The sequence below is a fragment of the Pseudomonas sp. Sample_14 genome, from assembly GCF_004307515.1.
In the GTDB taxonomy this organism is placed as follows: Bacteria; Pseudomonadota; Gammaproteobacteria; order Pseudomonadales; family Pseudomonadaceae; genus Aquipseudomonas; species Aquipseudomonas atacamensis.
Map to the genome: position 1 here is coordinate 75618 of NZ_RCOC01000043.1, position 14097 is coordinate 89714.

Consider the following 14097-nt stretch of genomic DNA (forward strand, 5'->3'; position numbering starts at 1 on the left):
ACGCGTTGGTTTTGAAGTGGTACTTCGTACCACCGAGACCTGAAAAACGCCTGAAAACGCCCAAAAACACGCCGAAAACACGTTGAGTAAAATGGTCCAGAATCCGAGCTTTAGCCCAGTAAAACCAACGCCTGAGCCGTCTCGGCGCTTCAGTGTGGCACCCATGATGGATTGGACGGACCGCCATTGCCGGTACTTCCTGCGCCTCCTGTCCAAGCACGCCCTGCTCTACACCGAAATGGTCACCACTGGCGCGTTGCTCAACGGTGACCACGAACGTTTCCTGCGTCACAACGAAGCCGAGCACCCGCTCGCGTTGCAGCTCGGGGGTAGTGTTCCGCTCGATCTCGCCGCCTGCGCGCGCATGGCGCAGGAACATGGCTACGACGAGGTGAACCTGAACGTCGGCTGCCCGAGTGATCGTGTGCAAAACAACATGATCGGCGCGTGCCTGATGGGGCATCCGCAGTTGGTGGCCGATTGTGTGAAGGCGATGCGTGATGCGGTGTCGATTCCGGTGACGGTGAAGCACCGGATCGGCATTAACGGGCGCGACAGTTATGCCGAGCTGTGCGATTTCGTCGGCACTGTTCGGGATGCCGGATGCACGAGTTTTACCGTGCATGCGCGGATTGCGATCCTCGAGGGGTTGTCGCCGAAGGAGAATCGCGACATTCCGCCGTTGCGCTATGACGTGGCGGCGCAGTTGAAGGCGGATTTTCCGGAGCTGGAGATTGTGCTGAACGGCGGGATCAAGACCATGGAGGCCTGCCATGAGCATCTGCAGACGTTCGATGGCGTGATGTTGGGGCGTGAGGCTTATCACAATCCTTATCTGCTAGCGGAGGTCGATCAGCAACTGTTCGGCAGTACCGCTCCGGTGATCAGTCGGGCTGAGGCGTTGGCGCAGTTGCGGCCTTATATCGCCGAGCATTTGCTGGCCGGTGGTGCGATGCATCACATCACTCGGCATGTGCTGGGCCTGGGCACAGGGTTCCCCGGGGCGCGCAAGTTTCGTCAGTTGTTGTCGGTGGATATTCACAAGGCCAAGGATCCGCTGGCGTTGCTGGATCAGGCGGCTGAGTTGCTTGAAGGGCGTTGATTGATGGTTTGAGTGTGCGGGCGGCGCATGAGCGTTGCCCGGTATTTTGATGTACTGACAGGATGTCTTTTGTTTATGCCCGCGTTTACTTTTTCAGGTTTCAAGCGTTTCACCCTCCTCGCCTTGTTCAGCTTCACTTCCGACGTTTATGCGCACTGCGATGGCTTTTGCATGGGCCGTACCGATACGCCGTGGGAGGTGACGCAGCTTTCCGGCTTCACTTTGGTGTCTTTAATCCTCGCACCTATTTCGTCTAGCCAGGAAACGACCGACAGTCACAAGCGTGTTTACTCTGCCGAGGAGCAAGAAGACGCGCGACTCTATCTGGCCAGCGACGGCATGCTGCAAGCCGCGTATTTCAACTCGGCCTTGCAGCGCTTTCGTCAGGAGTCGTCGGATTCGACGTTAAACGATCTCGCCGTGGCGGCGTTGATCAGCGCGCAGTGATCAGGCGGCCGCTGCGGCGGTCCAGTTGACCCAACCAAACAGCCACGTCGCCAGAATCAACAATCCAAAACCGATCCGGTACCACGCGAACGCGGCATAGCTGTGGTTGGCAATAAACTTGAGCAAGCCGCGTACGGCGATCATGGCGAAGATGAACGCGGTGACGAAGCCGAGGGCGAAGACTGGCAGGTCGTTGGGTTGGAACAGGTCGCGGTATTTGTAGCCGGAATAAACGGCGGCGCCAACCATGGTCGGCATGGCGAGGAAGAACGAGAACTCGGTGGCGGCTTTGCGCGATAGGCCGAAGAGCAGCCCGCCGATGATGGTCGAGCCGGAACGCGAGGTGCCGGGAATCATCGCAAGACATTGTACGAAACCGACCTTCAACGCGTGGGACCAGCGCATGTCGTCGACATGTTCGACGCTGACTACATGGCTGCGCTGTTCGGCCCACAACATGACGATGCCGCCAACAACCAGGGCCACCGCAACGGTGATTGGGTTGAACAGGTATTCATGAATCGCGTCGGCGAATAACACGCCGAGGATAACGGCCGGGAAAAACGCGATCAGCAGATTAAGGGTGAAACGTTGCGCGTTGCGCTCGGTGGGCAGGCCTTTGACGATTTCGAAGATCTTCGGACGAAATTCCCAGACCACAGCAAGAATGGCCCCCAGTTGAATAATGATGTTGAACGCCATCGCGCGTTCGCCGCCAAACTCGAGCAGGTCGGCGACAATAATCTGGTGGCCGGTACTTGAAATGGGCAAGAACTCGGTCAAGCCTTCTACCGCGCCTAATATCAACACCTGGAAAAGGGTCCAGAAATCCATTAATCCTCCGTCAGAGCACTCAGGGTGAGCGACCAGTCAATAACACTCAGGGGTTGAGTATCTGAAGTAATTCATACAGCGATTCGCCGATCCGGAAGAATAGGGTTTATGCAGAGTTAGACTCAAGAGCTGTTAGTAATCGTCGGCCGACGAACTAAACGGAAAAAATTTACATCTATTACAACAAATGTTTCAGTTCAGATATGAAGTGTGATCAACCTCACATATTGTTGACATGGCCAATCAATGGCAAAAGGACATAGACAAAGCCATCGCCACAAGCTCAAAATAGTGGCACCATTGCATATAGCCATCATCTACGCGTTAGTTCACAAGCCCGAGAAAATCAACTAAAAGCCTGAAAAGCTTAGTTATTGTTAGAAAACTCGGGAGACACGTCTAAAATCCGCACAAATGTTACCAATTGTCAGTCACAGATGAGAACCGGTGCTTTAACATCCCGATGTCAGCACCTAATTCGAGTCAACGCATGATGCTCTCAGGGAACTTGGCGACGAGAAGTCCGCGCCCGACAAATGATGAATCCGGTGTTCTTGCGCTGGGTCGTACACTGGGTGTGGCTGATCATTTCAGATCGCTGATCGCAAAGCACGTGCAACCCGATATGACCCTGGAAACAGGTGCTTTCACTAGTTCATATAAACAGCACGGCTACATAGGTTCCTATCGCGCCATTTTCGTCATCATCGATAGTCCACAAGCCATCGAAGAAAATCTGGCCCTGGTGCAGACCCTGCGCGATGACAACTTGAAGCCACTTATTTGCGCTGTCGTTACCGGCCGCGGTGCCGTCAACAAGATCAAATATTTCCTCGCCGGGGCGGATGCCTGTATCAAGCTCAACACATTGAGCGATGACAGCGAAGACTTGCTCGCGGAGTTCTTCAACAGCGAAGACTGGCAACGAGATATCAATCTCACGCTTGATCCGACGCGGATCTGCCTGATGGACAGTCGGCGCAAACTGGATATCTCTTTCGCCGAAATGAAGATCCTCGAGGCCTTTGCGCACACCGGCAATCACATTCTGAGTCATGATGAAATCGCCAGCATCATGGGCCTCAACACCAATTTCTACGACCCTCGGGCACTGGAAAAATCAATCAGTCGCTTGCGTGGAAAAATCAAGGACATGTATGGTACAAACGCGATTCAGAGCATCCGCGGCTACGGCTATCGCCTGATGCGGGGCCTGATATCGACTGCCTGAGTCTCGGGCAGTCTTCCCTTTTGCATACGTACGAAGGATCGTCTGATGCAGCCATATCGTTTCAATTGCGCCTCATACTTATTAAAACTCAAGCACTTGAATGAGCACGGCATCACGCCACATAACAATAAAACTCCATAACATAGCAGCAGATCGAGTGGAATTTATCGATGGCCATTTTCGGCCAGAACCCTGCCTACGATTACTTCCGAGGAAGTCATTGCTCGCCTGCCGATTTATCTTTTAGCCAATTTTGGTGTGTATTTAGGAGAGAGACATGGAAACGAGTACAACCCTCCCCAGAAAATATTTTGTTGTTGTGACGCACAGCACAACGTCGCAACGTGAACTGGAAAGCATCTTGTCCAGTGAGCGTTTCAATTCGTTTGGCACGTCGCAGGCACAAATGTTTGTTGAAGGTGTTGCTTCGCCCTCTTCCGCCCCGATGGTCATGGAGTTCAGTTACCCAAGCCTCAGCCGAAAGAATGTTGCGCGCAGTATCGAACATGATACTCAACGCATACTGGCCACTCTTGAAAATGAATGGCGAGCTGCGCAAACAGACAATCCGTTTCAAAGCTTCCCGACACGCAGTGCAGAACGCGCTCATATCTCCAATGTCTGCGAGAGCACTGAGCCTTGCAGCGACACCTGGCATCTTGACGATGAACAAGGCGTGTTGCTCAAGGACAATGTTGCGATCAGCCTGACTGGTTTGGAAACCGCTCTGGTCAGGAAAATGCTGAGCCATGAAGAGCGCGTGGTCAGTCGTGATGACTTGATCATCAGCATTGGTCGGGAACCCGAGCAATACCGTGGCCTGGAAATGTGCCTGAGCCGATTGCAGGATAAATTCAAGAGCGCAAGTAATGGCGAGCGATTGTTCCGAGCCGTAAGAAATCGCGGATATTGCCTGATCCAGGAAGTCGTTGCTTAATCACAAGCGACACACAAACCAAGACAAACAGATATAAAGTGCGACTACAACAACAAGAAGAGCACTCTGTTTGGTTTTCCCTCCCTGATTCAATAAAAGCTTTCCCTGCCTCCACCCTCAAACAGTAACAAATACGTCCCCGCTTTTTCATCCCTCTTTCTGCGACCTTTTCTAACAGCCATCTATTTAATTATTAAAAGTTGGCACTGTGCCATCTTGTTAGAACTCGTCAGACACCATTCCCGGCAATAACTTAGTCTATTGGCTGACGACAGTTCGGCTCTCGATGTTGTTACCTCAAGACACTCGCTAAAACAAAAACAATAAGTCTGCATAACAACTCGGCTTTCAACTGTTGAAACCTGAATGGACGTCTTTTGGGGATATCGTATGGATCTTTCTCTCAGTATTAATCGAAGCACGGGCCTCAAGGGACTGACCTTTTGGGGCCAATGGGCGCTGGCACAGGCTTTCGTTGTGACGCTGCTGTTCATTCTCGCTGAACAGCACACCGGCACCGTCGCGTTCTACTACCGAATGTGCGCCACCCTCGCCGTCCTGGCTTCGGTGCCGGCTTACACATTCAGCGGCGTTTATCGCAAACGCGACAACTACCTGACCGGCCTCGGCCGCTTGTTCATGGGCTGGTCGATGACCATGGCCGCGCTGGCGTGCATCGCGTTTGTCTGCCAGGCCGATGAGCTGTTTTCCCGTCAGGTGATTCTCAGCTGGGCGGTGTATGGCTTCCTCGGTCAGGCGTTCCTCTACGCGCCGCTGCATGCGTTTTCCAAGTACTACCAGCGTTCGCGTAAAAGCGAACACCGGACGTTGATCGTCGGTACTGGCGAACTGGCGTTGGGCCTGGCGAAGAAACTCAGCCAACTGGAAAACCTGCCGCTGATCGGTCTGGTCAGCAACGGTGACAAACCTGTTCTCGCCTCGGATGCACCGCGTGTCGTTGGCGCTCAGGACGAGTTGCTTGAGCTGATCGAAGCCCACGACATCCGCCGCCTCTACATTACTCTGCCGCTGTGCGAAGCCGCGAAAATCGAAGCGATGTATGTCGATTTGCTCGGCGCCAACGTCGATGTGGTGTGGGTGCCGGACTTGAACAGCCTGACCCTGCTCAATCATTCGGTGAAAGTCGTGGACGGCTTGCCGGCGATTTACCTCAACGAAAGCCCGCTGACCAGCCGCCCCACCGCTGCTCTGAGCAAGAGTCTGGTTGAGAAAACCGTGGCATTCCTGGCGATCATCGCGCTCAGTCCGCTGCTGTTGATCATCGCTCTGGCGGTGAAAATCAACTCGCCCGGCCCGGTATTTTTCAAGCAGGACCGCCATGGCTGGAACGGCAAGGTGATCAAGGTCTGGAAATTCCGCTCGATGCGTGTCCACGATGACCGCGAAGTGAAACAGGCCAGCCGCAATGACTCGCGCATTACCGCAGTAGGCCGTTTTATTCGCCGCACTTCCCTGGATGAGTTGCCGCAACTGTTCAACGTGTTGCAGGGGCACATGGCGCTGGTGGGTCCACGGCCGCATGCGGTGGCGCATAACAATTACTACTCGGGCAAGATCCTCGCTTACATGGCCCGCCACCGAATCAAACCGGGCATCACTGGCCTGGCACAGATCAGTGGCTGCCGCGGTGAGACCGACACCATCGACAAGATGCAGAAGCGTGTCGAGATCGACCTGCAGTACATCAACAGCTGGTCGTTGTGGCTGGATCTGAAGATCCTGGTGAAGACGCCGTTTACGTTGTTGTCGAAGGATATTTACTGAGGTTCAGCGCTGCAGATCACAAGGGGACGAAAGTCCCCTTTTTTGTGGGCGGGATTTGGGTAACCAGTATCGACTACAGGTGCGCCCCCGTGGGAGCGAGCCTGCTCGCGAAAGCGGTGTGTCAGGCGATGGAGATGTTGGATGTGCCGGACCATTCGCGAGCAGGCTCGCTCCCACAGGGATCAGGGTTAGGGTCGAAAACTGTGCTGTAACACAACCCCCTGTGGGAGCGAGCCTGCTCGCGAAAGCGGTGTGTCAGGCGATGGCGATGTTGGATGTGTCGGCGCCTTCGCGAGCAGGCTCGCTCCCACATACCAGCGCCTACTCGGTAATCTTCTCGAAGTTGCGATAGAACATGTCCCCTTCCCGGCTATCCGTCATCGAGTGCAGTTGATAGCTGCGGCTCAGTCTGGCGCCGCCATCTCGGGTCAGTGGCGCCCAGACCAAATTGGCGCGGCGCATGGTCGACATGCTCATCATTTCGTCGAACGGGATCGACAGGTACAGGCCCTTGTCGAAACTACCTTCACCATATTCGGCGCTACTGGCCGTGGTGATGGTTGCCCAGGCACCGACGCGCACGCCGTTAAAAAACTCGCGCGAGATGTCCACGGTGGTGCCCCAGTCTCCGGCCAGATACCGCCCGACACTGACCGCCGCCAGCGTGTCGAACGGCAGGTCGGTATAGCCGGTGATATGCCCGGTCACGACCGAGTAATCGCGCAAGGCAAAGCCCTGATCGAAATCACGCTGGCGCACCCAGTTCAGATCGGCGCCCAGCGACCAGCGCTCGCCGGTCGGGCGGAACAACACTTCCGCACCGACGCCGGCAAACATCGATTCCAGATAGCCGCCGTACACCATGCCGTACAGATCCTTATCCAACTGCTCGGCATGGCTGAGCTGGAACAACGGCATGGTCGTGTTTGACGTGGTCAGGTACTGGCGCAAATCCGTGCGCACGCGGGGCAATCCGCTCGGCGCGTCGTAGACGAATTTGTCGAAGTTGTTGACCAGGTTGGCGCTGAGCAAACCGCTCCACCAGGTGTTGCGGTTGAAGCGATATTCCGCGTCCGCATCAGCACTGAATTGATAGAGCAAACCATCCGGGCCGCCGACGTTTTGCTTGAAGCCCAGACCCACGCCATAGCTGAAATGCTGCGGCGCTTCGATGTAGAGGGTCTTCTCGTTGTGCGGCATCGCCGGGTTGATTTCGGTGGTGCGGTGCAGCGCCTCCAACGGTTCTTCGTTGTTGATCACTTCGCGGAAGGTCTGGCGCGGCAGGCTGGTTTCTTCCAGCGGCAAGTCGTAGCGCTTGTTGACCACGGTGAACCAGTCGATGTCGTCGTTGACGCTGTTGTCGAGAATCCGGCTCGCGCGGCCAACGGCTTTGGACGAATGGAAATAACGCTGCTGCTCGCCATAGACGATCAGTTCGGAATCGCGCTGGCTGATGCGCTCGACCTTGTACCCGGCATTCTGCTGCAAACGCCGCGACACATCGGCCCAGTTGACCTGTTCCATCGAGGTCGTCGGCGCCTTCGCCGGCAGCGGTTCGGGGGTCGGGTCGTAGGTCTTGGCCGGCGCCTTGCGGCTGACGAAATTGGTGTGAAAGGTCACGCCGAACATCGCCGTGTTGCCCCGTTCCCAAGCAGCGCTCAGATCGATCGAATCGGTCACCTTGAACACCGCGCCAAGGTTGATCGGCGAGTCCTGTTTGATCTCGTTGTCCTTCGGCTCGTTCTTGTAGTCGTTGCCTTCGAATTCCAGCTTCAGGCTCAGCCGATCCCACGGCGTCTGGTAGCTCACGCCACCGAACAGTGAAGGCTTGCCGCGAAAGTACGAGCCGGAGTTGACGTCACCGGTGCCTTCCAGCGCCGGGCGCGTATCGAAGCGATTGCTGACGTAGCCCAGCGGGTTGTCGAAGTCGCCGCGATTACCGATGTAGCCCCAGGCAATGCCGGCGCTGAAGTCGAAATTGTCGAAGCGCTTGTTGGCGACGAAGAATTCGCTGGAGAACAAACCGGTACCACCGATATCTCGAAAGCCCAGCGCCACTTCCGGCGCCCAGTGGCTTTCCTGCCACAGGCGTACTTTGGCGTCGACCGCCTTGTCCTTGTAGCTTTGACTGCCGCTGAGGGCCTCCGAGCCGTACGGCCGGTTGGTGATCGCGGTGTAGCGGAACGAACCTTCGAGCCAGTCCAGCGGTTGCAACGACACACTGTAGCGGCTGTAGGGATCGGTGCGGTTGGCATTGACGCTCAGCTCGCCGGCCGGGGCCATGCGCGCCGTCGGTGTCTGCAACAGACCGGCGCCACCGAAGTCATTCTGGGTGATGCGCGGCTCGGCGTGAGCCAGACCGCAGGGCAATAACAACACAGCTGCAAAACGTAACTTCAACGAACCACCTCGGCCAGCTGCGTGGCAATGAATTCGGCCAACTGCTGATTCAATTCAGGAAGAGGCGGATCCAGATCATCATTTTTAATCGGCACCAGAATCCTGCTGCCGGCCACCGGAAACTGCCCGGACTCGCGATTCCAGTGCGCGATGCCGACGCGCCGCGACACGCCGTTGGGCTGGATCAGCCACAGGTAATCGGCCTCGGCATCGTCGAGAATCGAGCAGCCTTCCAGGTATTCACGAGCCTCCTGCAATGGCTGGTACGGCAAGTGACATGGCTCGGTGACCGCGCCCAACACCTGCACTTCATCAACCCGTTTCGGATAGATCAGCCGATCGCCGTCATCCAGGCGAATGTTGCGCGCGAAGCCGACTTCCACCGCTACCGGATCGAGGTCAGCGATCTGCCGTCCGGTCACTGGCATTTGTCGGACTTCTTCAGCAACGCGCTGTGCCAGTGCCGCGCGGCTTGGCCGATCAAACAGCGTCGCCATGCGCTGCAGCACCTCGAGATCGAACAACACGCCGACCTTGAGCCGTGTCTGTTCCTCGACCAGCGCCTGGCGCAACAAGCCGCCCGCCAGCCAATAACCCTCTGCATTGGGCACGGCTTCGCTGATCACATCGAACAGGCGTCCACCCGGCGGCAATGCGATCGGACCGGGATTGGCGACGTCGCCGGACACGATGACGGCGGCCTGACTCGCCCCTGCGACCAGCAAAAGACCCGCCGCGATTAGGCTTAAGCGCTTCACGGCAGATGCCTGCGATCAGGAGTCAATTGCACCAGCTTCACGCGCAATTGCGAGGTCAGTTGTTGCTCGCTCTGCAGAATGAAACCGTCGCGCGGGTCGACCCAGTAACGGTTGGTCGCGCTGAGGCCGATGGCTGGGGCGTCGATCTGTTCATCGATGCGCAGCACCGAGTAAGGCTTGTCGAGAATTTCCAGGGTTTCGGTGGCGCGGCGCGAGAAGCGGCTGTTGACGATCACGCCGACTTCCTGGCCTTTGTACAGATCGATCCAGCGCCGTGTGGTGAAACCGTCGGCGACGTGATGCAGACCGTGTTTGAACGGCGAATCATCGGCCAGCCGTGTGCCATCCAGATCACCTTGCAGACCGAGGCCGATGCTGCGCACGGCGAGGCCATCGCGGAGCAGCAACACCTGCTTGCCGGAGGCGACCCAGAATTGCAGGTCTTCGCGCTCGCGCACCAGCGCCAGTACACCTGAGCCGGATGGCGTGGTCAGTTTCAGTTGCGGGTAGTTGACCCCGGCGACTTCGGCCGCTGTCACATCAACCTCGTCGGGGCCGACGACGGCGGCTTTGAGGTTGTTCAGCGATGCGCTCATCAGCGGGTTACAGCCGCACAGCAACGAGGCCGCCATCAGGCAGACGCCCACTTTCAATAGGTTCACAGTCGGGCGGCCTTATTTGCTGTTGTTGCTGTATTCGCTCCAGTTCTTCGCTGCCGAAGCCCCGGTGCCGACAATCGACGCCGACGGCACCAACTGGCTGATGAAACGGTTCCAGCGCGTAACGTTGGCCGGGCCGACGTAGACGACATCCTGCGGCCGCACCTGAAAGTGCGAGGCCAGCGCCATGGCGGTCGGCGATTCGGCTTCGAGCTGATAGATCTTGGCCGGCTCGACGTCGAGATTTTCCACGCCGCGAATCACGTACACCGCGTTGCCGTTGGAACTGGTCTGACTCAGGCCACCGACCGAACCGAGCACGTCGGACAGGTTCATGGTCGCGGTCTTGAAGCTCAGCGCGCGCGGCTGGTTGACTTCGCCCATGACGTAGATGCGCTTATTGTCGTTGTACGGCAGATACAGCTGATCGCCGCCCTTGAGGTAGACGTTCTGCAGCTCGGAATCCTGCTGATTGAGCGTGTCGAGATTGAGTGGATAGACCCGCCCGTTGCGCGTCAGCAGCAGGCCCGACAAGTCGGCGTTATTAGTGTCGATGCCAGCGGAACCGAGGGCTTCGACCACACTCAGCGGATTGGTCGAAATCGCTTGCGGGCCGGCCTTCGTCACGGCGCCGGTGACCACGACTTTCTGGCTGGCGAAGCGCAGCACCGCGACGTCGACCTGCGGCTCGGCGATGAATGCCGACAAGCGCTGTTCGATGTCCGCGCGCAGTTGCTGGATAGTCCGGCCGGCCGCCTGGACTTCCTTGATGAACGGGTAATACAGCGTGCCATCGGAGCGCACCAGACGGCCGTTGGCATCGATCTGTTGTTGCGCGCCGGAGGGGGCGGTCAGCTCCGGATGATCCCAGACGGTGATGTACAGCACGTCATTGTTGCCGATGCGATATTCCGCCGGCGTCACCAGCAGCTCTGCCGGCAGCGACTCACGCTTCTGGGTGGCGCGGTTCATGGCGATCAGCTTCGGGGTGATCGGAATCAGCTCGACCCGACTGCTTTCGCTGGCACCCTGGCGGGTGATATCGCTGGTGCTCAGGTACTGGCCGGGGGAAAACATGCAACCTTGCAAAGCGAGACTTGCCAACATTAAAAGATAAACACTACGAGTCATAATGGCACTACGCTATTCAAGGGCGAATCCAAAAAACAAAGTCACCCGACTTGCGTCGGGCGACTCTGTACTGCACTAACAAATGTTCCTGTTAGTTATGCGTGCCGGTTGTACCGGTGGTACCCGTCGTACCGGTGGTACCACCGTTGGCACTGCCACCGCTGTTGGACGCCGCTACAGCACTGGCAACCATTGCAGTACTGGCCGCGGGCGCTTGCGAAGCCGCCACACTGCCACCTACATTGGTTACCGCTGTCAACGGCGCTTCAGCGGCGGCAGCCCAGTTGCTCAACATCGTCAACAGGGCAACTGCCATCACTTTTTTCATAACAACTCCTTTCTAACATTCGAACTGTTAAAAAACAGATCTGTGTCAGAGCTGGTAGCTTTCAAGTCCGCAAAGAGCGCGAACAAGATCCGTTGTTCTTTCACAGTCCTGTGCAACTGCTAAAGTCGAACGGCAGGTTTATATCTACGGATTTGCAAATGGCATTGCCAGTGTAATTTCCCGACGTTATCTAACAACCTGACTGAAACTAACATCAGACTAAATGGCCATCATCGCGAATAACCATTGGGATGATTCGATTGCCAGCGCCAAGTGTCGGCAACCATGTCCTGCAAGTTGCGCGTGGCTTTCCAGCCGAGCTCTTTCGCCGCTTTCGAAGCATCGGCAAAACTCTCGGCAATATCACCGGCGCGGCGCGGCATCATCCGGTACGGCACCGGCCGCCCGCTGGCCTGTTCGAAGGCATGCAGCACTTGCAGCACGCTGTAGCCATCGCCGGTGCCGAGGTTCCAGGTGTGAATGCCGGTGCGCTCGCTGATCGACTGCAACGCTTTCAAATGCCCGTCCGCCAGATCGACGACATGAATGTAATCGCGCACGCCGGTGCCATCGGCGGTCGGGTAATCGTTACCGAAAATCGACAGCTCACGCAGGCTGCCGACCGCAACCTGGCTGATATACGGCACCAGATTGTTCGGAATGCCGTTGGGGTCTTCGCCCATGTGCCCGCTGGCGTGGGCGCCGATCGGGTTGAAATAGCGCAGCAGCGCGATGCTCCAGCGCGGCTCGGCGAGGCTCAGGTCGCGCAGCACATTCTCGACGATCAGCTTGGACTGACCGTAGGGATTGGTCGGATTGCCCGTAGGAAAATCCTCGCGAATCGGCATCTCTTCAGGCTCGCCGTACACCGTCGCCGAGGAACTGAACACCAGGCGGAACACCCCCGCCGCTGCCATCGCCTGACACAGAGTGATGCTGCCGCCGACGTTGGTTTCGTAGTATTCGAGCGGCTTGCGCACACTCTCGCCCACGGCTTTGAGCCCGGCGAAATGCAGCACGGCGTCAATCTGATGCTCGCGGAAAATCCGGTCGAGCAGCGGCCGATCGCAGACATCGCCGCGAATCATCCATGCACTTTTGCCGCAAATGGCTTCAACGGCGTGAAGTGCTGCGTCGCTGCTGTTACAAAGATTATCCAGAACGACAACTTCATAACCTGCTTCAAGCAATGCAAGTGTGGTATGCGAGCCGATATAGCCGGCACCACCCGTTACCAGAATCTTCATAGCGCGGTCCGTCATTGAATAAATACCCGGTAGCGTGTCAAGCCATGCCTGGTGGATATGCGGAGCAATTCACACAAACAGGGCGACAACAACCTCAAACAAATTTAGTTCAACCACTTGGCAATAATTATTTTTGCCGGTCAAACTGTTTGACGGGTACTTATTAGCACTCCCTGGACACTTATCACTATCGACGGATACCGACTAAAAATAACTAATAACCAAGTAGTCGACATCTCATAACATTAGCGCTTTTTAACAGCGCAACTAATTGCCAGCAACAACCTGACTCGGGTATTAAAGTAAGCCTTCAATAATCATTGAAACTTGCCGCCACTTTGTGGTGCGCAACCGTCGCCTGTGTTCCATGACTGTCCAGGATACTTTTATGATTCGTAAATGTTTGTTCCCCGCTGCCGGCTACGGCACGCGTTTCTTGCCGGCGACCAAAGCCATGCCGAAAGAGATGCTGCCGATCGTCAACAAGCCGTTGATCGAATACGCCGTTGAAGAAGCACGGGACGCCGGCCTGCAACACATGGCCATCGTCACCGGCCGGGGCAAGCGCGCGCTGGAAGACCACTTCGACATCAGCTACGAACTCGAGCACCAGATCCGTGGCACCGAGAAAGAGAAATTCCTCGCCGGCACCCGCGAGCTGATCGACACCTGCACCTTCTCCTACACTCGTCAGGTGGAAATGAAAGGCCTGGGCCATGCCATTCTCAGCGGTCGCCCATTGATCGGCGACGAACCGTTTGCCGTGGTACTGGCCGACGACCTGTGCCTGAACCTCGAAGGCGACGGTGTGCTGTCGCAGATGATTCAGCTGTACAGGAAATTCCGCTGCTCGATCGTCGCCATCCAGGAAGTCCCGGCCGACCAGACTCACAAGTACGGGGTGATTGCCGGTGAGCTGATTTCCGAGGGCATCTACCGGGTCAACAACATGGTGGAAAAACCGGCGCCGCAGGACGCGCCGTCAAACCTGGCGATCATCGGGCGCTACATCCTCACCCCGGACATTTTCGACCTGATCGCCGACACCGAACCGGGCAAGGGCGGCGAAATCCAGATCACCGACGCACTGATGAAACAGGCGCAGAACGGCTGCGTGCTGGCCTACAAATTCAAAGGCCTGCGCTTTGATTGCGGCGATGCCGAGGGCTACTTGCAGGCGACCAACTTCTGCTACGACAACGTGTACCTCAAGGGCCGCTGAGACGGCCCCCCATCAC

The 14097-nt window shown here is 56.8% G+C and carries 13 protein-coding genes; 6 read left to right on the forward strand and 7 right to left on the reverse strand.

Going from position 1 to position 14097, the window contains the following annotated elements; all coding sequences use genetic code 11:
* The first annotated feature begins 91 nt into the window (after positions 1–91).
* Together dusA and D8U61_RS09950 are read left to right on the forward strand one after the other, a co-directional pair.
* Complete coding sequence (gene dusA, locus D8U61_RS09945) at positions 92–1102, forward strand: tRNA dihydrouridine(20/20a) synthase DusA (RefSeq protein WP_130926856.1); 1011 nt, start codon at positions 92–94, stop codon at positions 1100–1102.
* A 75-nt stretch (positions 1103–1177) separates the two neighbouring features.
* Positions 1178–1549 carry a DUF2388 domain-containing protein gene (locus D8U61_RS09950; RefSeq protein ID WP_130926857.1) on the forward strand — a complete coding sequence of 124 codons (372 nt, stop codon included), beginning with the start codon at positions 1178–1180 and terminating at the stop codon, positions 1547–1549.
* Here D8U61_RS09950 and D8U61_RS09955 read toward each other — a convergent pair whose 3' ends face one another.
* Entirely contained in the window at positions 1550–2383 is an 834-nt protein-coding gene (locus D8U61_RS09955) for an undecaprenyl-diphosphate phosphatase (RefSeq protein ID WP_016775449.1), read from the reverse strand.
* A gap of 490 nt (positions 2384–2873) precedes the next feature.
* On the opposite strand from D8U61_RS09955, the gene D8U61_RS09960 reads away from it, so the two are divergent.
* The 3 genes from D8U61_RS09960 to D8U61_RS09970 all read left to right on the forward strand — a co-directional run bounded on the left by D8U61_RS09960 (position 2874) and on the right by D8U61_RS09970 (position 6336).
* The gene (locus tag D8U61_RS09960) at positions 2874–3614 is read left to right on the forward strand and encodes a winged helix-turn-helix domain-containing protein (protein ID WP_125918355.1); all 741 of its coding nucleotides are present in this window, start codon (positions 2874–2876) and stop codon (positions 3612–3614) included.
* 277 nt (positions 3615–3891) lie between these two features.
* A complete protein-coding gene (locus D8U61_RS09965; protein WP_122699470.1) occupies positions 3892–4551 on the forward strand; it encodes a helix-turn-helix domain-containing protein in 660 nt (219 codons plus the stop codon).
* A gap of 390 nt (positions 4552–4941) precedes the next feature.
* A complete protein-coding gene (locus D8U61_RS09970) occupies positions 4942–6336 on the forward strand; it encodes an undecaprenyl-phosphate glucose phosphotransferase (RefSeq protein WP_016775452.1) in 1395 nt (464 codons plus the stop codon).
* Between the two features lie 321 nt (positions 6337–6657).
* Here the strand turns inward: D8U61_RS09970 and D8U61_RS09980 are convergent, their stop codons facing one another.
* The 6 genes from D8U61_RS09980 to galE all read right to left on the reverse strand — a co-directional run bounded on the left by D8U61_RS09980 (position 6658) and on the right by galE (position 12859).
* Positions 6658–8736, reverse strand: coding sequence for a YjbH domain-containing protein (locus tag D8U61_RS09980; RefSeq protein ID WP_125918354.1), 2079 nt, complete (start codon positions 8734–8736; stop codon positions 6658–6660).
* Complete coding sequence (locus tag D8U61_RS09985; RefSeq protein WP_130903114.1) at positions 8733–9494, reverse strand: capsule biosynthesis GfcC family protein; 762 nt, start codon at positions 9492–9494, stop codon at positions 8733–8735. The genes D8U61_RS09980 and D8U61_RS09985 overlap by 4 nt, the downstream gene beginning before the upstream one ends.
* Positions 9491–10156: a YjbF family lipoprotein gene (locus D8U61_RS09990; protein WP_071173031.1), complete on the reverse strand. Its 666-nt coding sequence runs from the start codon at positions 10154–10156 to the stop codon at positions 9491–9493. Before D8U61_RS09990 ends, D8U61_RS09985 begins: the two co-directional genes overlap by 4 nt.
* A gap of 12 nt (positions 10157–10168) precedes the next feature.
* Complete coding sequence (locus tag D8U61_RS09995) at positions 10169–11284, reverse strand: polysaccharide biosynthesis/export family protein (RefSeq protein WP_177180896.1); 1116 nt, start codon at positions 11282–11284, stop codon at positions 10169–10171.
* Between the two features lie 91 nt (positions 11285–11375).
* Positions 11376–11612 carry a hypothetical protein gene (locus D8U61_RS10000; RefSeq protein WP_016775457.1) on the reverse strand — a complete coding sequence of 79 codons (237 nt, stop codon included), beginning with the start codon at positions 11610–11612 and terminating at the stop codon, positions 11376–11378.
* Between the two features lie 230 nt (positions 11613–11842).
* A complete protein-coding gene (galE, locus tag D8U61_RS10005) occupies positions 11843–12859 on the reverse strand; it encodes a UDP-glucose 4-epimerase GalE (protein ID WP_130926858.1) in 1017 nt (338 codons plus the stop codon).
* Between the two features lie 388 nt (positions 12860–13247).
* On the opposite strand from galE, the gene galU reads away from it, so the two are divergent.
* The gene (galU, locus tag D8U61_RS10010; RefSeq protein ID WP_041477294.1) at positions 13248–14081 is read left to right on the forward strand and encodes a UTP--glucose-1-phosphate uridylyltransferase GalU; all 834 of its coding nucleotides are present in this window, start codon (positions 13248–13250) and stop codon (positions 14079–14081) included.
* Positions 14082–14097: the final 16 nt, after the last annotated feature.